This is a genomic window from Isoptericola nanjingensis, from assembly GCF_050311635.1.
Taxonomy (GTDB): Bacteria; Actinomycetota; Actinomycetes; order Actinomycetales; family Cellulomonadaceae; genus Isoptericola; species Isoptericola nanjingensis.
Genome location: NZ_JBNOZL010000001.1, coordinates 391,259 through 416,086, shown reverse-complemented (window position 1 = coordinate 416,086; position 24,828 = coordinate 391,259). Strand labels below are relative to the sequence as shown.

The following is a 24,828-nucleotide window of genomic DNA, read 5'->3' as shown; positions in this document are numbered from 1 at the left end:
GCCGGGTGGCCGCCGAGCCGCTCGTCGACGTCCGCGCGGCCGCGCGCACGCACGGCACGGTCCAGGTCCTGGCGCCCACGTCGCTGACGCTGGCGCCGGGCGAGGCGGCCGCCGTCGTCGGGCCCAACGGCAGCGGCAAGTCGACGCTGCTGCGCCTCGTCGCGGGCAAGGACGAGCCGACCTCGGGCGACGTGCGGGTGCTCGGCCTGCCCGCCGGGCAGGCGCGCCTGCGGCGGCGGGAGGACGTCGCGCTGCTGCTGGGCGGCCTGTCCGCCTACCCCGATCTCACGGTCGCCGAGCACCTGCGCCTCGTCGCGTCGGCGTGGGCGGGCCGGCATCCGGGCCCCGACGTCGAGACGGCGCTCGCGGCGGCCGAGCTGGACCGGGTGCGCGACCAGCTCCCCGGGGAGCTGTCGTCGGGGGAGGGGCAGATGTTCGCCCTCGCGACGACGCTCTACCGGCCCGCCCGCGTGGTGCTGCTCGACGAGCCGGAGCAGCGGCTCGACGCCCGCTGGCGGGCGGTGGCGCGGCGCCTCGTCTCCGGCGCGCTGGACGCCGGCCGGGCGCTCCTCGTCGCGACGCACGACCCCGACCTGCGCGCCGACCTCGCACGCCGCGGCCGGGAGGTCGAGCTCGCGGCCCCGGGTGCTCGGTGAGCGCGTCGTGAGCGTGACGGCGCACGTCGACGACGGCGCCCGCGTGCCGTACCCGCGCTGGCGGCGCTGGGTCGCGTCGCTGCGGCGCCGGACGCTGGTCGTGCGGGCTGCGGAGTCCGGCGGGGACCCGCACGACCGGGTCTACCTCGGGTACGGGGTGGTGCTGCTCGCGCTCGTGTACGGCCCGATCCTGTGGAGCGCCCTCGTCCAGGCGGCCGCGGCGGTGCCGGCGCCCGACGCGGCGGACGGGCGGGCGGCGCTGCTCGTCGCCGGGTCGGCGCTGGCGCTCGGTGTCGCCGGCCTCGCCGGGCTGGCCGCGTCCCGGGCGGGAGGGCCGCTGTGGACGAGCCGCGCGGAGACAACCTTCGCGCTGTCCGGCCAGTTCCGCCCTCGCGACGTCCTTCGCCGCCGCGCGCTGCTGCTCACCTTCGGCGCCGCGGCCGTCGGCGCCTTCGCCGCGACCGCGGGCGCCGCGGGCCTCGCGGGCGGGCCAGAGGCCGCCGAGCCCGGGGCGCTCCTCGGCGCGGGGGTGGGGGCCGCGCTGCTGGCGCAGGTCCCGCTGGCGGTCGGCGCGGCGGCGCAGGCGCCGGGACGACGACGCGCCGCCGTCGGGGTCACCGTCCTTCTGCTGGTGCTCGGGCTGGTCGCGGCCGTGGGGGCGGCGACGCCCCTGGCGCTGCCCGCCCTCGCCCCGGCACCGTCGCCCGCGACCCGGGCCGGAGTCCTCGTGGGCGGCGCGCTGGTCGTCGCCGTCGGGCTGGCGTCGGCGTGGCTGGTGGTGCGGGTGCTGCCGGACGAGCTCGACGTCGACGCGGCCGCCGCGGGCCAGTCGCGGACCGTGACGGCCGGGCGCGGCCTGGTGGGCGGCGACTCCGGGGCGGCGGCCGACGTGCTCGGGCCCCGCACGTACCGCGGACGCCGGGCGCGTCTCCCACGGCCTCTGCTGCGCGCGGCGCCCCTGGTGGCGCGGGACCTCCTCGGCCTCCGACGCCGGCCCGCCGCGGCCGCCGCCGCGCTCGCGACGGGAGTCGTCGGCGCGCTCCTCGTGCGGTGGGGGGCCGACGGCGGCCCCGCCGTCGTGACGGTCGCCGGAGCCCTGGCCCTGTACGCGGCGGCGCGGACCTGGTCCGACGGCCTGCACGCGTTCGCCGCCCAGCCGCAGCCGGGCGCGCTCCTGCCCGGCTCGGCCGGGCGCGCCGTCGCGGGCCACGCGGTGGTCCCCGCGGTCCTGGCGCTGGTCGCCGCCGCGGCGGGGACGGCGGGAGCGGGGGCGGGCGGCGTCGTGGCGTCGCTCCTCGTGGTCGCCCTGGTGCTCGGCGCGCGCGTCTGGGTGGCCGGCGCGACGGCGGCGCCGCCCGGGCTCTTCACGCCGATGATGACGCCGAACGGCGACATGTCGATGCTGGTGCTGGGCGCCTGGTACCTGCGCGGGTGGCTCGTGGTGGCGAGCGCGGCCTGGCTGCTCCAGCGGGTCGGCCCCGGCGCGACGGCGGCGGTGCTCGTCCTGGCCCTCGCGGCCGGGCTCGCGGCGGCCGGGGTGAGTCGGTTCGCGCGGGCGTGAGCCGGCGCGGGCCGACAGGGTGAGCGACGTCACACGCGGAGTGGCGACCCGGGGAAGTTAGGCTCGCCTCACCATGTCTGACTCGCAGCCCCAGGCCCCCGCCGGCCCGCCCGCCCGCAAGCGCACCCCTCGGCACGCGACGGTCACGGCCGTCCGCCGGGTCACCCCGCACCTGGTGCGGGTCACGATCGCCGGCCCCGAGCTCGCGGCGCTCGAGCCCACCGGGCACACCGACACCTATGTCAAGCTCGTGCTCGGCGAGCTGGCGGACGGCCGCCCCCTGCTGCGCGCGTACACGGTGCGGTCCCGGCGCGACGCGGACGTCGCCGCGTCGGGCGAGGCCGAGTGGGACCTCGACCTCGTCGTGCACGGGGACGAGGGCGTGGGCGGGCCGTGGGCGACGGGGGTGCAGCCGGGGGAGCCGGTGACGTTCCTCGGTCCGGGCGCCGGCTACGCGCCCGACCCGGAGGCGCCGTGGCACCTGCTCGTCGGGGACGACGCCGCGCTGCCCGCCATCGCGGCGGCGCTCGAGGCGCTCCCCGCCGGCGCCGTCGCGCACGCCGTCGTCGAGGTCCCCGGGCCCGAGGACGAGCAGGAGCTGGTCAGCGCCGCCGACCTCACGCTCACCTGGGTGCACCGCGGCGCCGGCGACCTCGCCGGCACCGTGCGCGCCGCGCACGCCGCCGGAGAACTCCCCACGGGCGCGCCGCACGTCTTCCTGCACGGCGAGGCCGGCATGGTGCGCGACCTGCGCCGGTGGGTCCGCACGGAGCTGGACGTGCCGCGCGAGCTGCTGTCGGCGTCCGGCTACTGGCGTCGTGGCAGCGACGACGAGGACTGGCGCGCCCGCAAGGGCGAGTGGAAGGCCGCCGTCGACCAGGACGACGCCGCCCTGGTCGGCTGAGACGGGGTCAGAGGCCGAGCGCCGTCCGGAGGTCGGCCTTGATCCGGTCCAGCTTCTTGTGCGCCGCGACGCGCAGCCGACCGACGTCGATCGCCGACGCGTCCGGGGCCACGGGCTCCACGACCTCCAGGTAGCACTTGACCTTCGGCTCGGTCCCGCTGGGCCGCACCACGACGCGCGTGTCGTCCGCGCCGAGCAGCACGATGCCGTCCGTGGGCGGCAGTCCGTCGACGCCGTCGGAGAGGTCGAGCACCTCGGCGACGCCGGCCCCCGCGAGCGTGCGCGGCGGCGCCGTGCGCAACCGCGCCATCGTGTCGGGGATGCGGGACAGGTCGTCGAACCGGACGGAGAGCTGGTCGGTGACGAAGAGGCCGTTCTCGCGGGCGACGTCGTCGAGCGCGTCCACGAGGGTGCGGCCGGCGGCCTTCTCCCGGGCGGCGAGCAGCGCCACGAGCACGGCGGTGCTGAGCCCGTCCTTGTCGCGCACGCGGGCCGGGTCCACGCAGTAGCCCAGCGCCTCCTCGTACCCGAAGACCAGCCCGGGGGTGCGGGCGATCCACTTGAAGCCCGTGAGGGTCGTCGCGTGCCCGACCCCGTAGCGGACCGCGATCGAGGACAGCACCCGCGACGAGACGACCGAGGACGCCACGACCGGGCCCGTGCCCGAGCCGTCCGGCGCGGGCACGTCGCCGCGGGCGATGCGGCGCACCGCCTCGCGCCCGAGGAGGGCGCCCACCTCGTCGCCGTGCAGCATCCGCCAGCCGTGCGAGCGGGCCGTCTCGGCGCCCTGGTGCGTGCCGTGGCTCGGGTCGTACACGGCGACCGCGCACCGGTCGGCGTCGGGGTCGTTGGCGATGACCACGTCGGCGTGCGCCTCCGCGAGGGCGACCGCCATGTCGATGGCGCCGGGCTCCTCCGGGTTGGGGAAGCGGACCGTGGGGAACGCCGGGTCCGGGTCGAGCTGCTCCTCGACCGGCAGCACGCGCGTGAACCCCGCGTCGGCCAGCACCCGGGCGAGCACACGACCGCCGACGCCGTGCAGGGACGTCGTGACGACGCGCAGCGCCGCCCGCTCCGTCGGACCGGTGGACGTGCCGGCGCGTTCGGCCAGGTCATGAACCGACGCGACGTACGCGTCGACCACCTCGCGGCCCAGGACCCGCCAGCCGGACTCGACGCGCGGGACGCCCGACGGCGGCCCCGCGGCGGCGATGGCCTCGGCGATGCGGGCGTCGTGGGGCGGCACGATCTGCGCACCCTGGCCGGCGTCGGTGACGACCCGCCCGCCCAGGTACACCTTGTAGCCGTTGTCCTGGGCCGGGTTGTGGCTCGCGGTGACCATGACGCCCGCGTCGGCGTCGAGGTGGCGCACCGCGAACGACAGCACCGGGGTGGGCAGGGCGGAGGGAAGCAGCAGCACCTCGTGGCCGGCGGCGGTGAGGACCGCTGCGGTGTCCGTGGCGAATGTCGACGACCGGTCGCGGGCGTCGTAGCCGACCACCACGCGCGCCGCCACCCCCCGGCCCAGCACCGACGTGAGGTACGTGCCGAGCCCGGACGCCGCGGTCGTCACGACCGCGCGGTTCATCCGGTTCGGGCCGGGTGCCATCGCGCCGCGCAGCCCCGCGGTGCCGAACTGGAGCGGACCGGCGAACCGGTCGCGCAGCAGCGCGACGGCGTGCTCGCGGGTGCTCGGTCGCTCGGACGACGTCTGCTGGGCGAGCCGTGACAGCTCGGCCTTGTCGTCGTCGTCGACGTCGTAGCGGATCCAGCGCTCCACCGCGTCGAGCAGCGTGGGCAGGTCGGTCGCCGTCGCGGCCGGCTCGAAGGCCGGGTCGTCGGTGTCCAGGCTCATGGCGGGGTCCCCTCCGTCGGGTGCTCGGCTCGGTGCGCGCTTACAGGGCGGTGACGATGCGGGCGAGGAGCTCGCTGATGCGCGGGCCGGCGGCCTGGCCGGCCTCCAGCACCTCCTCGTGCGACAGCGGCTGCGGGCTGATGCCCGCGGCGAGGTTCGTCACGAGGGACACGCCGAGCACCTCCATGCCGGCGTGCCGGGCGGCGATGGCCTCCAGCGTGGTCGACATGCCGACGAGGTCCGCGCCCATGAGGCCGGCCATCTTCACCTCGGCGGGCGTCTCGTAGTGCGGCCCGTGGAACTGCGCGTACACGCCCTCGGGCAGCTCCGGGTCGACGCCGCGGGCGATCTCGCGCAGCCGCGGCGAGTACAGGTCGGTGAGGTCGACGAACGTGGCGCCCTCGAGCGGCGACGTGGCCGTCAGGTTGAGGTGGTCGCGGATGAGCACCGGCTGGCCGGGCCGCCACGCGATGTGCAGGCCGCCGCAGCCGTTGGTGAGCACGACGGTCTCGCAGCCCGTGGCCGCCGCGGTGCGCACCCCGTGGGCGACGCGCCGCACGCCCTTGCCCTCGTACAGGTGCGTGCGTCCGCCGATGACGAGCGCGTGCCGCACGGCGCCGTCGGGCCGCTCCACGCGGATCGAGCGCGTGGTCGCCGCGTGCCCCGCCACGGCGGGGCGGGCGAAACCGGGGATCTCGTGCGTCGGGATCTCCGCGACGACGTCGCCGACCAGCTCGGCGGCGCCGCCCCAGCCGGAGCCCAGCACGAGGGCGACGTCGTGACCGGGCACCCCCGTCGCCTCGGCGATGTGGTCGGCCGCGGCGCGGGCGACGTCGAACGGGTCGGTGGTCGGGTCGTCGAGGTCCCCGACGCTGCGGCTCGTGGTGCTCATGGTCCCGAGGGTAGTCCGGGCCGCGACCCGTCGCCGCGCCGACGCCGGGGGCCCGGCGGCCTGACACAATGACCCCCGTGCCCTCCGTGAACACCCCTTCCCCGGACACCTCGCCGGCCACCACCCCCGACAGCCCGGCCTCCACCGTCGCCGCCACCCCAGGCGTCCCCGAGACCGACCCGCGCCTGCCGCACGTCGTCGTCGTCGGCGGGGGCCCGGGCGGCTACGAGGCCGCTCTCGTGGCCCGCCGGCTCGGCGCCCGCGTCACCGTGGTCGAGCGCCACGGGCTCGGCGGCGCCGCCGTGCTCACCGACGTGGTTCCCTCCAAGACCCTCATCGCCACCGCCGAGTGGTTCACCACGGCCGAGCAGGGGCCCGAGCTCGGCGTCCGCGGGGAGGCCCCCGCGGGTGAGCGTCGCGACCTGGTCGACCTCGAGGCCGTGAACGCCCGTGTGCTCGCGCTCGCCGACGCGCAGTCGCGCGACATCCACTCCCGGCTCGAGCGCGAGGGCGTCGAGATCGTCGCCGGAGCGGGCCGCCTCGACGGCCCGTCGCGGGTCGTCGTCGACACGGAGACGGGCACGACGACGCTCGACGCCGACACCGTGCTGCTCGCCGTCGGCGCCACGCCGCGCACGCTGCCGACCGCCGTCCCCGACGGGGAGCGCATCCTCACCTGGACGCAGCTCTACGGCCTCGCCGAGCTGCCCGAGAAGCTGATCGTCGTGGGGTCCGGCGTCACCGGCGCGGAGTTCGCGGGCGCCTACCAGGCACTGGGCTCGCAGGTGGTGCTCGTCTCCTCCCGCGACCGGGTGCTGCCCGGCGAGGACATGGACGCCGCCGAGCTGCTGGAGGGCGTCTTCCGCGCCCGCGGGATGACCGTCATGTCACGGTCGCGTGCGGCGTCCGCCGTGCGCACCGAGGACGGCGTCGCCGTCACGCTGACCGACGGGCGCGTCGTCGAGGGCTCGCACGTGCTCATCGCCGTCGGCGGGGTGCCGTCCACCGCCGGCATCGGCCTCGAGGAGGCGGGCGTGCGCCTGTCGGCGAGCGGCCACGTCGAGGTGGACCGCGTGTCGCGCACCTCCGTTCCCGGCGTCTACGCCGCGGGCGACTGCACCGGCGTGCTGCCGCTCGCGTCCGTCGCGGCCATGCAGGGCCGCATCGCGATGTCGCACGCCCTGGGCGACGCCGTCGCGCCGCTCAAGCCTGGTCGCGTCGCCGCCAACATCTTCACCGCTCCGGAGATCGCGACGGTCGGCCTCAGCGAGTCGACGCTCCGCGAGCGGGGCTACCGGTACGTCACGACGACGCTGCCGCTGGCGCGCAACCCGCGCGCCAAGATGCTGGGCATGCGCGACGGCTTCGTGAAGCTCTTCGCCCACCCGGACGCCGGCGTCGTGCTCGGCGGAGTCGTCGTGGCCCCGCGAGCCAGCGAGCTGATCTTCCCGATCACCCTCGCCGTCGCGCACCGCCTCACGGTGGACGACGTCGCCGACTCGTTCACCGTCTACCCGTCGCTGTCCGGGTCGATCGCCGAGGCCGCCCGCGTGCTGCACGGGCAGTCGGGGGAGGACGCCGCCGTCTGACGGCCCGTGCCGGGCGCGTCGGGACGGACCGGGTCAGGACCTGCCGTCGAGCCGCGCCCGCAGCGCGGGCCACGCCGTCGCGAACGCGGGCAGCAGGGGGAGGGCCGTCACCTCGTCGACGGCGACCCATCGCACCTCCAGGCTCTCCGGGTCGGCCGCGCCGGGCGTCACGCGGGCGCCCGGCGCGACGTCCGCGAGCACGGTCGTGTAGGCCCAGGGGCCGTGGTCGAGCACGTGCGTGCCCAGCACGTGCACCGCGCGCGGCTCGACGGCCGCCTCCTCGAGGCTCTCGCGCAGCGCCCCGTCGACGGGCGTCTCGTCCGGGGCCAGCGCGCCGCCCGGCACGCCCCACGTGCCGCCCTGGTCCGACCAGACCGCGCGGTGCTGCAGCACGACGTCGGTCACGGGGCCGAGCGCGCCCGGGGTGCCCGGCCCGCGCCGCGCGAGCAGCAGCCCCGCCGCGCCGTAGAGGCCCCAGTGCCGGTGGTCGCCGCAGGTCACCCAGCCGTCCCCGGGGTGCCGGTGGAGGGTCTCGCGCGGGGGAAATCGGCTGGGCACGCGGTCAGGCTACAGGCGACGATGGCACCGTGAGCGCGCACGGCACCGATGAGTTCCCCGACCCCGCACCGTCTTCCACCACCATGAACGACGAGGCGGCGGACCCGCGCGACGAGATGCCCGGGTGGAAGCGGAACGTCGCGATCTTCCTCACCGGCCAGACGATCTCGCTGCTCGGGTCGATGCTCGTGCAGTTCGCCGTGATGTGGCACCTGACGATCGTCACGCAGTCGGGTTCCGTGCTCATGCTCAGCATCGTGTTCGGCATGCTGCCGCAGGCCTTCATGTCGATCTTCGGCGGGGTGTGGGCGGACCGGCACTCCCGCAAGCTGCTGATCATCGGCGCGGACAGCGCCATCGCGGCGATCACGCTGGCGCTCGCGCTGCTCATGCTCTCCGGCGTCGACGACCTGTGGCTGATCTACGTGGCGCTCGCCGTCCGCTCCACGTTCGCGGGGATACAGACCCCCGCGGTGAACGCGATGGTGCCGCAGATCGTGCCGGCGCCCCAGCTCATCCGCATCAACGGGATCAACCAGTCCATCCAGTCCGGCATGATGCTGCTCGCCCCCGTGGTCGCCGCCGCGATCTACGCGAGCTTCGACATCGTCGCGGTGTTCTTCGTGGACGTCGTCACCGCGGTGCTCGGCATCGGCATGCTGATGCTGGTCACCGTGCCGCGACTGGTCCGGCTCGACGGCGCCGCGCCCGAGGGGGCCGGTCCGGAGAAGCCGAGCTACTTCGGCGACCTGGCCGCGGGCGTCCGCTACATCCGTGGCCACGGCGCCGTGAAGTGGCTCATGACGATCTTCGCCACCACGATGGTGCTCATCGGCGCGCCGTCCTACCTCACGCCGCTCATGGTGACCCGCACCTTCGGCGACGAGGTCTGGAAGCTCACCACCAACGAGGTGTTCTGGGCGGCCGGCATGCTCGCGGGCGGGCTCGCGATGGCGTTCGTCGGGACCCGCGTGACCCACCGCGTGGCGCTGATCGTCGGGAGCACCCTCGCGGCGGGGGTGCTCACCGCCGGGCTCGGCCTGTCCACGAACATGTGGGTGTTCTTCGTCCTGGGACTGCTGATCGGCGTCACGTTCACACTCATGTCCGCGCCGAGCATGGCCATCCTGCAGGAGACGGTCGAGCCCGAGATGCAAGGGCGCGTCTTCGGGTTCGTCGGCATCGTCATGACCGTCGCCATGCCGCTGAGCATGGTGGTCTTCGGCCCGCTCGCCGATCGGTACTCCGTGCAGGTGCTGCTCGTCGTCGCCGGCGCGCTGCTCGTCGCCTTCGTGGCCGCGGTGCTGTCGGTGCCGTCCGCCCGCCGCTCCCTCGCCGCCATCGCGCGGCCGGCGACGTCCGAACCCGCCGAGGTCGTGCGAGATCCCGCGAGGTAGGACGAGAGCCCGCGACGGACTACTCCCTCGGGTCAGTCGACGATCTCGCAGATGGCGGCGCCGGCGGTGACGCCATCGCCGGGGGTCGCGGACAGGGACCGCACGGTGCCCGCCTTGTGCGCGAGCAGCGGCTGCTCCATCTTCATCGCCTCGAGCACGACGACGAGGTCGCCCTCGGCCACCTGGGCCCCGTCCTCGACCGCGACCTTCACGATGGTGCCCTGCATGGGCGAGGCGAGGGTCGCGCCGCTCGCGGCGGAGGACGTGCGCCCGTTGCCGCGGCGGGCGGGGCGGCGGGCGGCGTTCGCGCGGCGGGCGCGCCCGGCGGCCACGCCGAGCCCGGCGGGCAGCACGACCTCGAGACGGCGGCCACCGACCTCGACGACGACGCGCTCGGCGAGCTCCTCGGCCGGCTCCTCGGCGTCGGGCACCGGGGCCGGGGCGGCCGGCGCGAGCCTGCCCAGCTCGTCCGCGAAGTCGGTCTCGATCCAGCGGGTGTGCACGCGGAAGGGGGAGTCGTCGGTGGGGACGAAGTCCTCGGCCTCCATCACCGCGCGGTGGAACGGCACGACGGTGGGGATGCCCGCGACCTCGAGCTCGCGCAGCGCACGGCGGGCACGCTGGGCCGCCTGCTCGCGGGTGGCGCCCGTGACGATGAGCTTGGCGATCATCGAGTCGAAGGCGCCCGAGATCGTGTCCCCCTCGACGACGCCGGTGTCGACGCGCACGCCCGGGCCGGACGGCCAGCGCAGCGTGGAGACGGTGCCGGGGGAGGGCAGGAAGCCCGCGGCCGGGTCCTCGCCGTTGATGCGGAACTCGAACGAGTGACCGCGGACCGTGGTGGAGTCGTACCCCAGCGGCTCGCCCGCCGCGATGCGCAGCTGCTCGCGCACCAGGTCGAGGCCGGTGACCTCCTCGGTGACCGGGTGCTCCACCTGCAGGCGGGTGTTGACCTCGAGGAACGACAGGGTGCCGTCCGTCCCGACGAGGAACTCGCACGTGCCGGCGCCCACGTACCCGGCCTCGGCGAGGATGGCCCGCGACGCCCGGTCGAGCTCGGCCTCCTGCTCCGGCGTGAGGAAGGGCGCGGGCGCCTCCTCGACGAGCTTCTGGTGCCGGCGCTGCAGCGAGCAGTCGCGGGTGGAGACCACCACGACGTTGCCGTGCGCGTCGGCCAGGCACTGCGTCTCGACGTGCCGCGGCCGGTCGAGGTACCGCTCCACGAAGCACTCGCCGCGGCCGAACGCGGCGACCGCCTCGCGCACCGCGGACTCGTACAGCTCGTCGATCTCGTCGTCCGTGCGGGCGACCTTGAGGCCGCGGCCGCCGCCGCCGAACGCCGCCTTGATGGCGATCGGCAGCCCGTGCTCGGCCGCGAAGGCGTGCACCTCGTCCGCGCCCTGGACCGGGTCGGACGTGCCGGGCACCAGCGGCGCGCCCGCGGCCTGCGCGATGTGCCGCGCGCTCACCTTGTCGCCGAGGGACTCGATGGCGGCGGGCGGCGGCCCGATCCACACCAGCCCGGCGTCGAGCACGGCCTGGGCGAACTGGGCGTTCTCCGACAGGAACCCGTAGCCGGGGTGCACCGCGTCCGCGCCGGAGCGGCGCGCGACGTCGAGCAGCTTCTCGACGTCGAGGTAGGTGTCGGCGGCGCGCTGGCCCTGCAGCGCGAACGCCTCGTCGGCGAGCCGGACGTGCAGCGCGTCCCGGTCGGAGTCGGCGTAGACGGCGACGGAGGCGATCCCGGCGTCGGTGCAGGCACGGGCGATGCGGACGGCGATCTCGCCGCGGTTCGCGACGAGGACCTTGCTGATGGTGGGCACGGCTCACGGTAACGCGTGCGCCGCCGTCCTCCGGCACCCGCGCGACGCCTGCGGAGAAGTCTGTGCCGGGTACCAACGACGATCCGGGCCGTTTGGAGGGATCCCACATGGACCCGGGCGGTAGGTAGTGCCGGAGGCGCCCGGAGTTGGTGGTTTCGGCAGTGGGTCTGAGCCGCTCAGCGGGGGTCGCGGAGCGAGCGCCAGGGGATCTCCAGCTCGCCCAGCAGCTCTCGCAGCAGCGGCAGGCTCAGCCCGACGACGCCGTGGTGGTCGCCCTCGACCCGGTCCACGTACGGGCCTCCGAGGCCGTCGATCGTGAACGCGCCGGCCACGTGCAGGGGCTCGCCCGTCGCGACGTAGGCGTCGATCTCCTCGTCGTCGACGTCGGCGAAGTGCACGGTGGTGGACGACGACGCGCCGAGCGTGCCGCCCGTGCCGCCGTCCTCGGGGTCGCGGGCGTCCACCAGCCAGTGGCCCGTGTGCAGGACGGCCGCGCGGCCGCGCATCGCACGCCAGCGGCGGCGGGCGTCCTCGGCGTCCGCGGGCTTGCCGAGGATCTCCCCGTCCAGCTCGAGCATCGAGTCGCAGCCGAGCACGAGGGCGGACGCCTCGTCCTCGCCGCCGTCCTCGAGGCGGGCGCTGACCTCCTCCGCCTTGGCCTGGGCCAGGACGAGGACGGCGTCGGCGGGGTCGAGGTCGCCGCCGAACCCGGCGCGCGCGGCGTCGAGCACGGCCGGCTCGTCGACGGACGAGACGACGACCCGCGGCGTGACGCCGGCTGCCGCCAGGGTGGCCAGGCGGGCGGGGGACTGCGAGGCGAGGACGAGGCGCACGGGCGCGGTGGAGGCAGGCACGTGCGCACCCTAACCAGTCAGCCGGTGTGCAGCAGCAGCGACGACACCAGCAGGACGACGGGCGACGCGACGGTCGTGACCAGGATGGTGTCGCGCGCGAGCAGCTCGCCGGTACGGAACCGCGCCGCGTAGTTGTACACGTTCTGGGCCACGGGGAGCGCGGCGAGCGTCACCGCCGTCGCCACCTGCGCGGGGTCCAGCCCGAACGCGTACCGCGCGAGGACGAAGGCGACCGCCGGCATGACGACCGCCTTGAGCACCGATGCCACCACGACGGCCGTGCGCCCGCCGGGCTGCTGGAAGGGACGCGACCCGTGGAGCGACATCCCGAAGGCGAGGAGGATCATCGGCACGGCCGCGCCGCCGAGGATCTCCAGAGGTGCGAGCACCGGGGCCGGGACGCTCCAGCCGGTGAGCGAGACGACCGCGCCCGCGAGCGAGCCGAGGATGATCGGGTTCCGCACCGGCTGGGCCAGCACGAACCCCACCGACACCCGCCCCGACGTCTGGGCGTCGAGCACCAGCAGCGTCACCGGGGCGAGGATCAGCAGCTGCAGCAGGATCACCGGCACGACGGCGGCGGGGTCGCCCAGCACGTACACGGCCACGGGCAGGCCGATGTTGTTGGCGTTCACATAGCCGGCCGAGACCGCGCCGATCGTCGCCTCCGTGGCGGGGCGGCGCAGCCAGAGCAGGTTGACGACGACGAACACCGCCGCGACCGCCACCGCGGCGATCGCCTGCACCAGCAGCGGCGCCTGGAAGAGCTCGCCGACGTCGGCGTCCGCGATGACCGTGAACAGCAGCGCGGGGCTGGCGACGAAGAACCCGATGCGGTTCAGCGCGGTCCGGGCGTCGGGCCCGCCGAGGCGCAGGCGCGCCGCGACGTACCCGACGGCGATGACCACGCCGATGATCGCGAAGCCGGTGAGGATGCCTTCCATGCGGGGCGGGGGGAGCGCGCCGCGTCAGCGGGCGTCGCGCAGGGCGCCGGTCAGCACGTCCAGGCCGACCGAGCCGAGGCCGAGCGCCCTGGCGTGGAACGCCCGCAGGTCGAACTCCTCGCCGCGCGCCCGCGCCGCCGTCCGGGCGTCGTCGCGCGCCTGCTCCCACAGCCGCTGGCCCACCTTGTACGACGGCGCCTGGCCGGGCCACCCGAGGTACCGGTTGAGCTCGAACCGCACGAACGACTCGGGCATGTTGACGTTCGCCTTGAGGAACGGCCACGCCTTCTCGGCGTCCCACACCCCGCCGCCCCACTGCTCGGGGGCTGGCTTGCCGAGGTGCACGCCGATGTCGAGCACCACGCGCGCCGCGCGCATCCGCTGCGCGTCGAGCATGCCGAAGCGGTCGCCCGGGTCGTCGAGGTGGCCGAGGTCGGCCATGAGCCGCTCGGCGTACAGGGCCCAGCCCTCGCCGTGCCCGGAGACCCAGCACATCAGGCGGCGCCACGAGTTCAGCGTGTCGCGCGCGACGACGGCGGCCGCGCACTGCAGGTGGTGGCCGGGCACGCCCTCGTGGTAGACGGTCGTCTTCTCGCGCCAGGTGTTGAACTCGGTGACGTCGGCGGGCACCGACCACCACATGCGCCCGGGACGGGAGAAGTCGTCGCTCGGGGGCGTGTAGTAGATGCCGCCGGTCTGGGTGGGGGCGATGCGGCACTCGATGGTGCGCACGGGCCCCTCGATGTCGAAGTGCGTGCCTGCGAGGTCCTCGATGGCGGCGTCCGCGGTCTCCTGCATCCAGCGGCGCAGCGCGTCGGTGCCGTGCAGCGTGCGGGCCGGGTCGGCGTCCAGCGCGGCGACGGCGTCCTCGACGCTCGCGCCGGCACCGGCGATCTGGCGGGCCACGGACTCCTGCTCGGCCACGATCCGGGCCAGCTCGTCCAGACCCCACTCGTACGTCTCGTCCAGGTCGACCTCGGCGCCGAGGAATTCGCGCGAGAAGCGCGCGTAGCGGTCGCGGCCCACGGCGTCGCGCTCCGGCGCCTGCGGCGCGAGGTCGCGCTCGAGGAACTCGGCGAGGCGCGCGTAGGCGTCGCGGGCCGCGGTCGCGCCGCGCTCCAGCTCGGCGCGCACGAGGCTGCACGCGCTCGACTCGTCCAGGACGGCGGCGGCGTCGTCGCTGCGCACGAGGCCGTCGAAGAACGACTCGTGCCCGTCGAGGCCGGCGAGCTCGCGCGACTGGGACACGCCTTCGCGCACCTGGCGGATCGCGGCGACCTGGCCGCGCCGCGCCGCCTCCGTGAGGGACGCGACGTAGCCGTCGATCGCGTCGGGTACCGCGTTGAGGCGCGCGGCGACGTCCTCCCAGGCCTCGACCGAGCCGGTGGGCATGAGGTCGAAGACGTCGCGCAGCTGCTGCACCGGCGACTCGATGTTGTTGAGGCTGGCCAGCGGCTCGCCGGCGTCGTGCAGCTCGAGCGCCAGGCCCACCCGCTCGCGCATCGCGGCCAGGGTGACCCGGTCGACGGCGTCCAGCGGGCCGCCGTCGCGCTCGGCCGCGTCCAGCTCGCGCAGGACGGCGCGGTCCGACTCGGCCCGCGCCTCGTGCCCGGCGGGGGACAGGTCGGTCATGCGGTGGTCGTGACCGGGCAGCCCGATCGCGGTGGCGAGCAGCGGGTCGAGCTCGGCGGACCGGGTGACGTACGCGTCGGCGACGGCGTCGACCGCGGAAGGGGTGCGGGGCGTGGTGGGGGTGCTCGAGGTCACAGCACGCACCCTATCGACCCGCCCCGAGACGGCGCGCCGTCATTCCGGCCCTCCGGGTACGGTCTGTGCCCGTGCACAGTGTCGTGAAGAACGAGGACGTGAATCCCCCCGCCGCCCACGCGCCCCTCCGCGTCGTGGTCGCCCCCGACTCGTTCAAGGGCAGCGCCACGGCGACGCAGGTGGCCGCGGCGCTCGCGGCCGGGGCCCGCGCCGCTCTGGGCGGCGACGCCGACGTGCGCGCCGTGCCGTTCGCCGACGGCGGCGAGGGCACCCTGGACGCGATCCTCGGGGCGTGGGGCGAGGAGCCCCGCACCTGCGTCACGACCGACGCCCTCGGGCGCCCGACCACGGCGCGCTACGGCGTCTCGCCCGACGGCCGCACCCTCGCGGTCGAGGCGGCGGAGGCCTACGGCCTGCCGAAGGTCTCGGACGTCGCGCTGCGGCCGCTCGACGCGACCAGCCACGGCGTCGGCACCGTGGTGCTCGCCGCGCTCGACGCCGCCCCGGACGTCGAGGAGGTCGTCCTGTTCGTCGGCGGGTCGGCCTCGACCGACGGAGGGGCGGGGCTCCTGTCCGACCTCGGCGCCCGGTTCCACGACGCGGACGGCGCCCCCGTCCCTCCGGGGGGTGGCGGGCTGAGCGCCCTGGCCGCCGTCGACCTGTCCGGCCTCGACGCCCGCGCCGGCGCGTTGCGGTGGCGCATCGCGTGCGACGTCGACAACCCGCTGCTCGGGGCGCGCGGCGCGGCGGCCGTCTTCGGGCCGCAGAAGGGCGCGACTCCGGAGGACGTCGCGGTGCTCGACGACGGGCTCGCGCACCTCGCCGACGCCCTCGCCGCCGCGACCGGTCACGACGCGCGCGACCTGCCGGGCGCCGGTGCCTCCGGCGGGCTGCCGGTGGGCCTGTCGGCCGCGCTCGGGGCGGAGCTGGTGCCCGGCGGCGAGCTCGTCGCCGAGGCGGTGGGGCTCGCGGAGGCGCTCGAGGGCGCCGACCTCGTGCTCACCGGGGAGGGCCGCCTCGACGAGCAGTCCCTGCACGGCAAGGTCGTGGACACCGTGGTGCGGCTCGTGGCGGGCCGCGCGGCGGTCGTCGTCGTGGCGGGCGGCGTGGAGCTCACGCCCGCCCAGGTCGCGGAGGCCGGGATCGCGGCGGCCTTCTCCCTCGCGCCGGGGCCGCGCACGCTCGCCGAGCTCTCCCGCGACGCCGTGGTCGAGCTGGAGCACACGGCCGCGCACGCGTGCCGCCTGTTCGCGGCGGGGCGCGCGTCGCGCTGACGCGTCAGCGCTTGCGGGTGCGGCGGCGGACGGCGTCGGCCCAGTCGCGGTGGTACCGCACCACGACGGTCTCGGTGCCCGGTGCCCACCAGACGGCGACCGGGTCGCCGTCGCGCGGGGGAGGCAGCCGCTCTTCGTCGTCCGGCCGCACCAGGGACGAGTAGGGGCGGTCGGCCGTGCCGTCGTCCGTCGGGTAGGACACCACGCCGCTGAGCAGGAGGCCGGAGCTCGTGCGGCGCTCGTTCACGGAGACCGACCCCGTGGCCGACCGCCTGTCCGCGCCGAACGCCGCGGCGTCGCGCCCCTCGGTGGCCTGGCGCTGGTCGTCCCGGTAGCGGACCAGGGCGGCGACGGCGGTGACCATGAGGCCGGCGAGCATGCCCATGAACAGCCACAGCTCGAGCTCGCCGGACGGGTCCTCGATCGTGCGCCGCAGCACGTAGAGGCCGGCGGTCACCACGAGGGCGGGCGCCCACAGCCACCGTCGCAGCCAACCCGGGCGCGGGGGAGCGGGCAGCTCCTCCAGCGGCGCGTCGACCTCGTCGGGGCCCTCGACCTGCTGCCAGACGACGCTCACGAGTGCAGGCTCCAGCGCCACGCGTCGGCGTTGTGGCGGCCCCAGCGACCGCCGAAGCTCTTCGCGGTCACGCCCGCGCCGTTGCCGCGCACCGTGCGGGCGCGGTTGGTCCACTCCTCGACGGGGGCCTCGTCGTCGGGCAGCCCGCTCGCCGACGCGACCGCCGCGAGCCCGGCCACCAGCGCGGCGACCTCGACGTCGTCGGGCCGACCGCGCACCACGCGCACCTCGTTGCTCATCGCGCACCCCCGAGCGGGTCGTCGCCGTCCTCGTCGTCCAGCTGGTCGTCCAGCTCGTCGTCGAGGTCGTCGTCGCCGAACTCCACCGCCGCGCCGCGCGACGTCGCCCACTCCGCGACCTCGTAGCCGCCGTCGAACAGGCGCTGCGCGACGTCCCCGCCGGCCTCGTCGAGCAGCTCGACGACGCCGTCCAGGGTGCCGGGCGAGCCGGGCGTCGGGTCGGCCACGACGAAGCCGAGGTAGAACACCTCCGCCGGCACGGCGCCCTCCGGGGCGTCGTGGGTGTGCTCGTCCTCCTCCTCGCCGCCCTCCCACACGGAGCTCGTCAGGTCGGGGTGCATGCCCAGCCCGTCGTGCAGCGCGTCGAAGACGGCGGCGTTGAGCTGGCCCACCCGGCTCTCCAGCGCGAGCACGCGCGGGTCCTCGTCCGCCTCGGAGGCGCCGAACTCGGCGCGCACGCCGACCGCGGTCTGCACGTACTCGTGCAGGGCGGCCGCCAGCGCGTCGACGGCGCGGTGCATCGGCTCGGGGTCGACCGACCCCAGCGGGGCGGGTCCGTGCGTGGCGTCCTCGTGGCTCATCTGCTCATTCTTCCCGGTTTCGACGGCGCTCAACCACCGACGGTGTCACAGGGGGATGTTGCCGTGCTTCTTGGGCGGCAGGCTTGCGCGCTTGGTACGCAGCGCCCGCAGCGCGCGGACCACCTGCACGCGCGTCTCGGACGGGCGGATGACGGCGTCCACGTAGCCGCGCTCGGCGGCGTCCCACGGGTTGACGATCGCCTCCGTGTACTCGTCCGTGAGGCGCTGCCGCTCCGCCTCGACGTCGCCGCCGGACTCCGCGACCTCCTTGAGCGTCGAGCGCTGCAGGATGTTCACCGCGCCGGACGCGCCCATCACCGCGACCTGCGCCGTCGGCCAGGCGAGGTTGACGTCCGCCCCGAGCTGCTTGGAGCCCATGACGATGTACGCGCCGCCGTAGGCCTTGCGCGTGATGACGGTGACCAGCGGGACGGTCGCCTCGGCGTACGCGTAGATGAGCTTGGCGCCGCGCCGGATGATGCCCTGGTGCTCCTGGCCGACGCCGGGCAGGAAGCCGGGGACGTCGACGAAGGTCAGCACGGGCAGGTTGAACGCGTCGCAGGTGCGCACGAACCGGGCCGCCTTCTCGGCGGCGTCGATGTCGAGGGTGCCCGCCATGGACAGCGGCTGGTTGGCGATGATGCCCACCGACTGGCCCTCGACGTGGCCGAACCCGATCAGCACGTTCTGCGCGAACAGCGGCTGCACCTCGAGGAACGACTCGGGGTCGAGGACCGTCTCGACGACGGCGCGCATGTCGTAGGGCTGGTTGTCGCTGTCGGGGACGATGACGTCGAGCGCCTCGTCGTCCTCGGTGACCTCCAGCGGCGTCTCGTCCTCGGGCGGGAACGACGGCGCGTCGCCCAGGTTGTTCTGCGGCAGGTAGCCCACGAGGTGGCGCACGTAGTCGATCGCGTCGTCCTCGTCCGCACCCAGGTAGTGCGCCACGCCGGACGTCGCGTTGTGCGTGCGGCCGCCGCCGAGGGTCTCGAAGTCGACGTCCTCGCCCGTCACCGTGCGGATCACGTCCGGGCCGGTGATGAACATGTTGGACGTGCCGTCCGCCATGACGATGAAGTCGGTCAGGGCGGGGGAGTAGACGGCGCCGCCCGCGCTGGGACCGAGGATGAGCGAGATCTGCGGGATCACGCCGGAGGCCGCGACGTTGCGCCGGAACATCTCGGCGAACTGCGTCAGCGCCGCGACGCCCTCCTGGATGCGCGCCCCGCCACCGTCGGAGATGCCGATGATCGGCACGCCGGTGCGCAGCGCGAGGTCCTGCACCTTGGCGATCTTCTCGCCGTGCACCTCGCCGAGCGAGCCGCCGAAGACCGTGAAGTCCTGGCTGAACACGCACACCTGGCGCCCGTCGACCGTGCCGTGGCCGGTCACGACGCCGTCGCCCGCGACGCGCCGCTTGTCGAGGCCGAAGTTGCGGCTGCGGTGCATGGCCAGCGCGTCGAGCTCGACGAAGCTGCCCTCGTCCAGCAGCGCCTCGATGCGCTCGCGGGCCGTCTTCTTGCCGCGCGGGTGCTGCCGCGCCTTCGCCTTCTCCTCGGCGTCGGTCACGGCCTCGGCCCGCCGGCGCTCCAGGTCGGCGAGCTTGGCGGCGGTGCCGGAGGCGGCGGGCGGCTCGATGTCGGTCGAGGAGGTGGCGTCGTTCACCCGACCGACCCTAGTTGGTGGGTTGCCACGCATCGATGCGCGACAGGCTGCGGCCCGCCCGGATTCTTTGGAGGGACCCCACAAAGGGTCGGTGGCGGTGAGATGCGGGACGATCGGGGACGTGAGCCACGACCCCCGCGACGACCCCCGCCGAGACCCCCTCGATCTCCCCTCCGTGCGCCGCGACCTGCTCGCGCCCGCAGGCCCCCTCGCCCGCCTCGACGTCGTCGAGGCGTCCGGTTCCACGAACGCCGACCTGGCCGACGCCGTCCGCCGGGCGCCGGGGGAGTGGCCCGCGCCCGCGGCGCTCGTCGCCGAGCACCAGACGGCGGGGCGGGGGCGTGCGGGGCGCGGGTGGCAGACGCCGCCGCGCGCCGCGCTCACCGTCTCGGTGCTGCTGCGCCCGCGGCTCGAGCCCGCCCGGCTGGGCTGGCTGCCGCTGCTCGCCGGCCTCGCCGTCGCGCGCGCGGTCGACGCCGCCGGGGTGCCCGGGGCCGCGGTGAAGTGGCCCAACGACGTGCTGCTGCCGGCCGCCGACGACGCGGCCGGGCTGGGGCCGTTCCGCAAGGTGGCGGGCGTGCTGGCCGAGGTGGTGCCGGCCCTCGACGGTCAGGGGCCGGCCGCCGTCGTCGTCGGCGTCGGGCTGAACGTGGACCAGTCCGCGGCGGAGCTGCCCGTGCCGACCGCGACGTCGCTGGCGCTCGAGGGGGCGCGGGCCGACCGCGGCGCGCTGCTCGGCACGCTCGTGCGCGAGCTGGTCGGCGTCGTGGCGGACCTGGAGGCCGCCCGCGGGGACGCCGACGCGGCCGGGCTCGCGGCACGGTACGCGGCGGCGTCGGCCACGCTCGGCACGGCGGTGCGCGCCGAGCTCGCCGGCGGCCGCGACGTGGTGGAGGGCGAGGCGGTGCGCGTCGCCGCCGACGGCGCGCTGGTGCTGGCGACGGCGGGCGGGGAGCGGACGGTGACGGCCGGGGACGTGCACCACCTGCGCACGGCATGACCGTGGTCGCGTCAGCGGCCGGCGAGCTCGGCGACCACGGGAGCGAGCCGGTCGGCGGCGTTCGCACCGACGACGACGTAGGAGAAGCCGCCCTCCTCGCGTCGCCGCAGGATCTCCTCGGCGGCCGCCCCGGGGTCGGCGGGCAGCTGCAGCAGCGAGTCCGCCGCGCGCAGCGCGCCGGTGTCGGTGTCGGGCGGCGCCATGAACGGGGAGATGGCATCGCCGACCACGGCCGCGTGGAACGCCAGCTCGAGGTCGGCGCGTGACCGGAGGTCCGCCGCGATCTCCATCGTGACGGCCCGCGGGTCGTCCGGCATGATCGCGACCGCCGCCGTGTCCGCGAGGTCGGCGGCGAGGGCGCGGGCCTTCGGGCCTCGCACCGCCATCACGACCGGCGTGCGCCGCGCCGCGCCGTCGAGCCGGCGGAGCAGCGCGACCGCCTCGCCCATGTGCGCCAGTCGTCGCCCGGCCGGGAGGACCGGCATGCCCAGCTCCCGCAGCTCGTCCTCGATGCCGGGCCTCCCGGCGCCGAGGCCCATCTCGAAGCGGCCCTCGGTGAGCACCGACAGGGAGTGCGCCTCCCAGGCCACGGCGCGGGCCGTGCGCAGCGGCGAGGCGTACACCCAGGTGCCCACGCGGACGTCGGCGAGCGTCGCCGCGACCGCCAGGGTGGGGCCGGGTGCCGGCTGCCACTGCTGGACGTCGGGCATCAGGAGGGTCGAGTACCCGTGGTCGGCGATCCGGCGCACCTGGTCCCGCCACGCGGGGAGGTCGGCGCCGACGGGGGCGACGACCCCGAAGCGAAAGCGCCGTGCCGGCCTGGTCGTGTGGTCGTGGGGCATCGTCGCGGTCCTCTCGCGCAGGCGTCGTGGTCGGGACGTGCTCATCGACCGCCGGCGGGGCGCGAACTCATCGGGCGCCGGCCCGGGGCTCCCAGCCGGGGCACAGCCCGCGCTGACTACAGTGGGGGCGTGACGAGCGACACCACGACGGGACCCGGTCTGCCGACGGACGACGACGCCCGGCGGGCGGGGGACACCGCGGCCCGCCTGGACGAGGCGATCCTCGGCGGACCGCGCCGGTACACGCTGTCCGACCTCGTGGAGGGCACCGGCCTGTCGCAGGAGTTCATCGAGAACTACTGGCGCTGGCTGGGGCTGCCCGTCACCCACCCCGCCGAGGTGGGGTTCACCGACGCGGACATGCAGGCGCTGCGCGAGATCGGCGAGCTCGTGGACGCCGAGCGGCTCGACGAGCAGGCCCAGATGACGCTCATCCGCTCCCTCGGGCACACCACGGACCGGCTCGCCCTGTGGCAGGTGGAGGCGTTCGTCGAGCACCTCAGCCGCCGCGACGGCCTGGACGACGTGAGCGCGCGGCTCGCCGCCATCGACCGCATGCCGGACCTCACCTCGCAGCTCTCCCGCCAGCTCGAGCACGCCTGGCGGCGCCAGCTCGCCGCGCTCACGGGGCGGCTCGCCACCGAGTTCGGCGGCGCGCGTCGCGGCACCCAGGAGGCGCACGACGACGAGCTGCCGCTGCCGCGCGCCGTCGGGTTCGCCGACATCGTCTCGTTCACCAAGCGCACCGCGGGCCTCGGGTCGCAGGAGCTGTCGGAGTTCGTGCAGCTCTTCGAGTCCCGGGCCCGCGACGTCATCACCGAGGCCGGCGGCCGCGTCGTCAAGACCATCGGCGACGCCGTGCTGTTCGTGGCCGACGACGTCACGACGGGCGCCGAGGTGGCACTCGGCCTGGCCGCGCCGCACGCGACCGACCCCGAGATCCCCGTGCGCGTCGCGTTCGTGTGGGGGCGGGTGCTGTCGCGGTTCGGCGACGTGTTCGGCTCCGACGTCAACCTCGCCTCCCGCATCACCGAGCTCGCCGAGCCGGCCACCGTGCTGGTGGACCCGCACACGGCGTCCCTGCTCGCGTCGTCGTCCCGCTACGCCCTGACGGCGCAGCCGCCGCAGGAGGTGCAGGGCATCGGCGAGATCACGCCGGTGCGGCTGCAGCGCGCCTACACCGGGGGCTGACCCTCCGCGCGCTCACCGCGCCACCTCAGGAGGCGTCCGAGCGCACCACGCGCAGCGTGCGGTCGCCGGCGGCCAGGTCGTCCAGCGCCCGCTCGGTCGCCTCGTCGGCCGGGAGCAGCAGCTCGATCCGCAGGTGCTCGCCCCCGCCGGGCACCAGCACCTGCGGCTCCACGCGCAGGGCGCCGGCCTGCGGGTGGGCCAGCCGCAGCACGGCGTCCCGTCCCCGGTCGGCGACCGGGCGCGCCCACCGCTCGGTGAACGCGGCCCCCGCCAGCACCGTGAGGGCGTCCACCAGCTCGCCGAGGACCGGGTCGGACGGCACCGACTCGCGCTGCAGGTCGGCGACCACGCGGTCCGCGACGGCGTCCCAGTCGGGGAACAGGTCGCGGGCCCGCGGGTCGGTGAGGACGACGGGTGCCAGCCGCGGCTCCCCGTGGTCGAACAGGCCGGCGGGCGCGAGGAGCGCCCGGTAGGCGGGGGTGCAGGCGAGCACCGTGCCGAAGCGGTCGAGCAGGGCGGCGGGGGCAGGGGCGAGACGGTCCAGCACGGCGCGGGTGCCCGCCGGGATGTCGTCGCCCGGCGCGGTCGCCAGGCAGACGCCGGCCCCCTGAGCGTCCTTGGAGGCGAGCAGCAGCACGCGCCGCTCGTCGTGCCCGAGCCGGAGCGCGTCGGCGAGCGCGCCCACCACGGCGGGCGACGGGTGCCGGTCGCGCCCCTGCTCCAGGCGGGTGAGGTACTCGACGCTCACGCCCGCGAGCACCGCGAGCTCCGCGCGACGCAGGCCGGGGGTGCGGCGGCGCCCGACCTCGGGCATGCCCACGTCCCGGGGGCGCACGTCCTCGCGGTACGCGCGAAGCAACGCGCCGAGGTCACGGTCGATCCGGTCGGCGGTCCGGTCGGCGTCGGTCATACGGCCAGCCTAGGCACGCGGCGGCGGCGGAGGGTGGCCCTGGCGCGGCCAGGCTCGCGGCGGCCTCCCGCCGGCGCGGCAGCCGGGCGACGGTGGACGCGTCGGCACCGACCCGGTGGCCGGCGCACAGCCGTCACGAGGAGCACAGCATGGACCTGGGACTGGAGGGGCGCACCGTCGTCGTCACGGGGGCGTCCGGGGGGATCGGGCGGCACGTCGCCGCCCAGTTCGGCGCCGAGGGGGCCGACGTCCTCCTCACGTACCGCGAGTCGAAGGACGACGCCACGCGCGTCGCGGAGGAGATCGGCGGGCGTGCGCTCGTCGTCCGCTACGACCAGACCGAGGAGGGCGCGGCCGAGGGCCTGCGCGACGCCGTCCTCGCGTGGACCGGCCGCGTCGACGTGCTGGTCAACAACGCGGTGACCTGGAGCCCACCGGGGGCGGACGGCCCGCGTGGCTTCGAGCACGTGCCCGACGGCGCCTGGCTCGAGACCGTGCGCGCGAACGTCGAGGGGGCGGTGCGGCTGACCCGCGCGGTCGCCCCGTCGATGCGCGCGCAGCGGTGGGGGCGGCTGGTGCACCTGTCGTCCAGCCTGGTGCGCGACGGCGACGAAGGCACGGCGTACTACGCCACCGCCAAGTCGGCGCTGCACGGGTTCAGCCGGTCGGTCGCGTTCGCGCTCGGGCGCGAGGGCGACATCCTGTCGAACGTGGTGCTGCCTGGCCTCACCAGGACGGTGCGCAACGGGGGGATCGTCGAGGCGTTCGGCGAGTCCGCGGCGGCGCGCGCCCCGCTCGGCCGCCTGCTGGACGCACGCGAGGTGGCGACCGCGATCGTCTACCTCGGGTCGGCCGCCAACACGGGCATCACCGGCCAGGAGGTCGCCGTGACCGGCGGCGCCTGACCGCGGCTCAGCCGCGCCCCGCGGTGACCACGTCCGGGTCCCGCGGGTCGGGGTCGACGTCGATGAGCGACGGCCGGTTGTTCTGCACCGACCCGACGGCGTCGCCCACCGGCCGCGTCGCCATCCCGACCTGCGGGCCGGTGACGATGCCCATCGCCTGCTCGGCCCCGACCGCGGGGTCGAGCCAGGCGTCCCACGACGCCCGCGGCAGCACCACGGGCATCCGGTCGTGGATGCGCTCCAGGTCCTGCGACGCCGCCGTGGTGATCACCGTCGCGGAGACGAGCCAGCGGTCGGGGTCGTCGTCGGCCTTGGTCCGGTCCCGCCAGAACTCGTACAGGCCGGCGAGCGCCGCGACGCCGCCGTCGTCCGGGTGGATCCAGTACGGCTGCTTCGGCACCTTGCCCTTCGACCCGCCCTTCGACCCGCCCCGCGCGGGGGCGCCGGGCGGGAGCTCGAGCTTGCGCCACTCGTAGTACCCGTCGGCCGGCAGCAGGCAGCGCCGGACGCCGAGGGGCTTCGCGAACGCGGACTTGTCGAGGAGGGTCTCGGTGCGCGCGTTGATCATGCGCGCGCCGATCGACGGGTCCTTCGCCCACGACGGCACGAGCCCCCAGCGCGCCAGCCGGAGCGAGCGGGTGATCTCCCCGGTCTGCCCGCCCTCGAGCCGCTGCGGGCGCTCGACGACGATGCGCACGGGGTCGGTGGGGGCGACGTTCCACGACGGGGGCAGGAGGCGCGCGTCCTCCGCGATCTCGGCGACGGCGAGGTCGTCGGCGATGTCCTGGGCGTCACGGAAGGACGCGTAGCGGCCGCACATGGGTCCATCGTGACGCATCCCACC

Annotated in this window: 23 protein-coding genes; 9 read left to right on the top strand and 14 right to left on the bottom strand. The window is 76.0% G+C overall.

Features of this window, described 5'->3' with window-relative positions:
* The first annotated feature begins 5 nt into the window (after positions 1-5).
* The 3 genes from ACQP6G_RS02015 (at position 6) to ACQP6G_RS02005 (ending at position 3,121) form a co-directional block, all read left to right on the top strand.
* Positions 6-656, top strand: a complete 651-nt coding sequence (locus ACQP6G_RS02015) for an ABC transporter ATP-binding protein (RefSeq protein ID WP_429762492.1) — start codon at positions 6-8, stop codon at positions 654-656.
* A 7-nt stretch (positions 657-663) separates the two neighbouring features.
* A complete protein-coding gene (locus ACQP6G_RS02010) occupies positions 664-2,217 on the top strand; it encodes a hypothetical protein (protein ID WP_429762491.1) in 1,554 nt (517 codons plus the stop codon).
* A 73-nt stretch (positions 2,218-2,290) separates the two neighbouring features.
* Positions 2,291-3,121 (top strand): siderophore-interacting protein, encoded by an 831-nt coding sequence (locus tag ACQP6G_RS02005; protein WP_429762490.1) that lies wholly within the window; start codon positions 2,291-2,293, stop codon positions 3,119-3,121.
* Positions 3,122-3,128: 7 nt separating this feature from the next.
* Here ACQP6G_RS02005 and ACQP6G_RS02000 read toward each other — a convergent pair whose 3' ends face one another.
* On the bottom strand, positions 3,129-4,976 hold the full coding sequence (locus ACQP6G_RS02000) for a phospho-sugar mutase (protein ID WP_429762489.1): 1,848 nt from the start codon (positions 4,974-4,976) through the stop codon (positions 3,129-3,131).
* Positions 4,977-5,016: 40 nt separating this feature from the next.
* The gene (locus ACQP6G_RS01995; RefSeq protein WP_429762488.1) at positions 5,017-5,868 is read right to left on the bottom strand and encodes a purine-nucleoside phosphorylase; all 852 of its coding nucleotides are present in this window, start codon (positions 5,866-5,868) and stop codon (positions 5,017-5,019) included.
* A gap of 185 nt (positions 5,869-6,053) precedes the next feature.
* Here ACQP6G_RS01995 and ACQP6G_RS01990 point away from each other — a divergent pair, with 185 nt between their 5' ends.
* A complete protein-coding gene (locus ACQP6G_RS01990; protein ID WP_429762691.1) occupies positions 6,054-7,457 on the top strand; it encodes an NAD(P)H-quinone dehydrogenase in 1,404 nt (467 codons plus the stop codon).
* Between the two features lie 33 nt (positions 7,458-7,490).
* On the opposite strand, the gene ACQP6G_RS01985 is transcribed toward ACQP6G_RS01990, so the two are convergent.
* On the bottom strand, positions 7,491-8,015 hold the full coding sequence (locus ACQP6G_RS01985; RefSeq protein ID WP_429762487.1) for an NUDIX domain-containing protein: 525 nt from the start codon (positions 8,013-8,015) through the stop codon (positions 7,491-7,493).
* 29 nt (positions 8,016-8,044) lie between these two features.
* Between ACQP6G_RS01985 and ACQP6G_RS01980 the strand changes: the two genes are divergently transcribed.
* Positions 8,045-9,412: an MFS transporter gene (locus ACQP6G_RS01980; protein ID WP_429762486.1), complete on the top strand. Its 1,368-nt coding sequence runs from the start codon at positions 8,045-8,047 to the stop codon at positions 9,410-9,412.
* A 32-nt stretch (positions 9,413-9,444) separates the two neighbouring features.
* On the opposite strand, the gene ACQP6G_RS01975 is transcribed toward ACQP6G_RS01980, so the two are convergent.
* The 4 genes from ACQP6G_RS01975 to ACQP6G_RS01960 form a co-directional block, all read right to left on the bottom strand.
* On the bottom strand, positions 9,445-11,235 hold the full coding sequence (locus ACQP6G_RS01975; protein ID WP_429762485.1) for an acetyl/propionyl/methylcrotonyl-CoA carboxylase subunit alpha: 1,791 nt from the start codon (positions 11,233-11,235) through the stop codon (positions 9,445-9,447).
* A 176-nt stretch (positions 11,236-11,411) separates the two neighbouring features.
* Positions 11,412-12,089, bottom strand: a complete 678-nt coding sequence (locus ACQP6G_RS01970) for a Maf family protein (RefSeq protein ID WP_429762484.1) — start codon at positions 12,087-12,089, stop codon at positions 11,412-11,414.
* Positions 12,090-12,106: 17 nt separating this feature from the next.
* The gene (locus ACQP6G_RS01965; protein ID WP_429762483.1) at positions 12,107-13,033 is read right to left on the bottom strand and encodes an AEC family transporter; all 927 of its coding nucleotides are present in this window, start codon (positions 13,031-13,033) and stop codon (positions 12,107-12,109) included.
* A 24-nt stretch (positions 13,034-13,057) separates the two neighbouring features.
* Positions 13,058-14,800 (bottom strand): DUF885 domain-containing protein, encoded by a 1,743-nt coding sequence (locus ACQP6G_RS01960; RefSeq protein WP_429762482.1) that lies wholly within the window; start codon positions 14,798-14,800, stop codon positions 13,058-13,060.
* Between the two features lie 71 nt (positions 14,801-14,871).
* Between ACQP6G_RS01960 and ACQP6G_RS01955 the strand changes: the two genes are divergently transcribed.
* Positions 14,872-16,074 carry a glycerate kinase gene (locus ACQP6G_RS01955; protein WP_429762481.1) on the top strand — a complete coding sequence of 401 codons (1,203 nt, stop codon included), beginning with the start codon at positions 14,872-14,874 and terminating at the stop codon, positions 16,072-16,074.
* Between the two features lie 4 nt (positions 16,075-16,078).
* Here ACQP6G_RS01955 and ACQP6G_RS01950 read toward each other — a convergent pair whose 3' ends face one another.
* The 4 genes from ACQP6G_RS01950 to ACQP6G_RS01935 are packed head-to-tail and all read right to left on the bottom strand — an operon-like array spanning position 16,079 to position 19,169.
* A complete protein-coding gene (locus ACQP6G_RS01950; RefSeq protein ID WP_429762480.1) occupies positions 16,079-16,651 on the bottom strand; it encodes a hypothetical protein in 573 nt (190 codons plus the stop codon).
* Positions 16,648-16,890 (bottom strand): acyl-CoA carboxylase epsilon subunit, encoded by a 243-nt coding sequence (locus ACQP6G_RS01945; RefSeq protein WP_429762479.1) that lies wholly within the window; start codon positions 16,888-16,890, stop codon positions 16,648-16,650. The genes ACQP6G_RS01950 and ACQP6G_RS01945 overlap by 4 nt, the downstream gene beginning before the upstream one ends.
* Complete coding sequence (locus ACQP6G_RS01940) at positions 16,887-17,471, bottom strand: hypothetical protein (RefSeq protein ID WP_429762478.1); 585 nt, start codon at positions 17,469-17,471, stop codon at positions 16,887-16,889. Before ACQP6G_RS01940 ends, ACQP6G_RS01945 begins: the two co-directional genes overlap by 4 nt.
* Before the next feature lie 45 nt (positions 17,472-17,516).
* Positions 17,517-19,169, bottom strand: coding sequence for an acyl-CoA carboxylase subunit beta (locus tag ACQP6G_RS01935; protein ID WP_429762477.1), 1,653 nt, complete (start codon positions 19,167-19,169; stop codon positions 17,517-17,519).
* 88 nt (positions 19,170-19,257) lie between these two features.
* Here ACQP6G_RS01935 and ACQP6G_RS01930 point away from each other — a divergent pair, with 88 nt between their 5' ends.
* Positions 19,258-20,136, top strand: coding sequence for a biotin--[acetyl-CoA-carboxylase] ligase (locus tag ACQP6G_RS01930; protein ID WP_429762476.1), 879 nt, complete (start codon positions 19,258-19,260; stop codon positions 20,134-20,136).
* An 11-nt stretch (positions 20,137-20,147) separates the two neighbouring features.
* Here the strand turns inward: ACQP6G_RS01930 and ACQP6G_RS01925 are convergent, their stop codons facing one another.
* Entirely contained in the window at positions 20,148-20,978 is an 831-nt protein-coding gene (locus ACQP6G_RS01925; RefSeq protein ID WP_429762475.1) for an LLM class flavin-dependent oxidoreductase, read from the bottom strand.
* Positions 20,979-21,107: 129 nt separating this feature from the next.
* Between ACQP6G_RS01925 and ACQP6G_RS01920 the strand changes: the two genes are divergently transcribed.
* Complete coding sequence (locus tag ACQP6G_RS01920) at positions 21,108-22,169, top strand: adenylate/guanylate cyclase domain-containing protein (protein WP_429762474.1); 1,062 nt, start codon at positions 21,108-21,110, stop codon at positions 22,167-22,169.
* 25 nt (positions 22,170-22,194) lie between these two features.
* Here the strand turns inward: ACQP6G_RS01920 and ACQP6G_RS01915 are convergent, their stop codons facing one another.
* Positions 22,195-23,079, bottom strand: a complete 885-nt coding sequence (locus ACQP6G_RS01915) for a helix-turn-helix transcriptional regulator (protein ID WP_429762473.1) — start codon at positions 23,077-23,079, stop codon at positions 22,195-22,197.
* Positions 23,080-23,228: 149 nt separating this feature from the next.
* Here ACQP6G_RS01915 and ACQP6G_RS01910 point away from each other — a divergent pair, with 149 nt between their 5' ends.
* Entirely contained in the window at positions 23,229-23,984 is a 756-nt protein-coding gene (locus ACQP6G_RS01910; protein WP_429762472.1) for an SDR family NAD(P)-dependent oxidoreductase, read from the top strand.
* Positions 23,985-23,991: 7 nt separating this feature from the next.
* On the opposite strand, the gene ACQP6G_RS01905 is transcribed toward ACQP6G_RS01910, so the two are convergent.
* The gene (locus ACQP6G_RS01905) at positions 23,992-24,804 is read right to left on the bottom strand and encodes an SOS response-associated peptidase (RefSeq protein ID WP_429762471.1); all 813 of its coding nucleotides are present in this window, start codon (positions 24,802-24,804) and stop codon (positions 23,992-23,994) included.
* Between the last annotated feature and the right edge of the window lie 24 nt (positions 24,805-24,828).

Excerpts from the sequence above, each read along its gene's own strand:
- ACQP6G_RS02005 (WP_429762490.1), top strand. The coding sequence starts at position 2,291 with ATGTCTGACTCGCAGCCCCAGGCCCCCGCCGGCCCGCCCGCCCGCAAG.
- ACQP6G_RS02000 (WP_429762489.1), bottom strand. The coding sequence starts at position 4,976 with ATGAGCCTGGACACCGACGACCCGGCCTTCGAGCCGGCCGCGACGGCG.
- ACQP6G_RS01995 (WP_429762488.1), bottom strand. The coding sequence starts at position 5,868 with ATGAGCACCACGAGCCGCAGCGTCGGGGACCTCGACGACCCGACCACC.
- ACQP6G_RS01965 (WP_429762483.1), bottom strand. The coding sequence starts at position 13,033 with ATGGAAGGCATCCTCACCGGCTTCGCGATCATCGGCGTGGTCATCGCC.
- ACQP6G_RS01945 (WP_429762479.1), bottom strand. The coding sequence starts at position 16,890 with ATGAGCAACGAGGTGCGCGTGGTGCGCGGTCGGCCCGACGACGTCGAG.
- ACQP6G_RS01940 (WP_429762478.1), bottom strand. The coding sequence starts at position 17,471 with ATGAGCCACGAGGACGCCACGCACGGACCCGCCCCGCTGGGGTCGGTC.
- ACQP6G_RS01935 (WP_429762477.1), bottom strand. The coding sequence starts at position 19,169 with ATGCGTGGCAACCCACCAACTAGGGTCGGTCGGGTGAACGACGCCACC.
- ACQP6G_RS01925 (WP_429762475.1), bottom strand. The coding sequence starts at position 20,978 with ATGCCCCACGACCACACGACCAGGCCGGCACGGCGCTTTCGCTTCGGG.
- ACQP6G_RS01915 (WP_429762473.1), bottom strand. The coding sequence starts at position 23,079 with ATGACCGACGCCGACCGGACCGCCGACCGGATCGACCGTGACCTCGGC.
- ACQP6G_RS01910 (WP_429762472.1), top strand. The coding sequence starts at position 23,229 with ATGGACCTGGGACTGGAGGGGCGCACCGTCGTCGTCACGGGGGCGTCC.
- ACQP6G_RS01905 (WP_429762471.1), bottom strand. The coding sequence starts at position 24,804 with ATGTGCGGCCGCTACGCGTCCTTCCGTGACGCCCAGGACATCGCCGAC.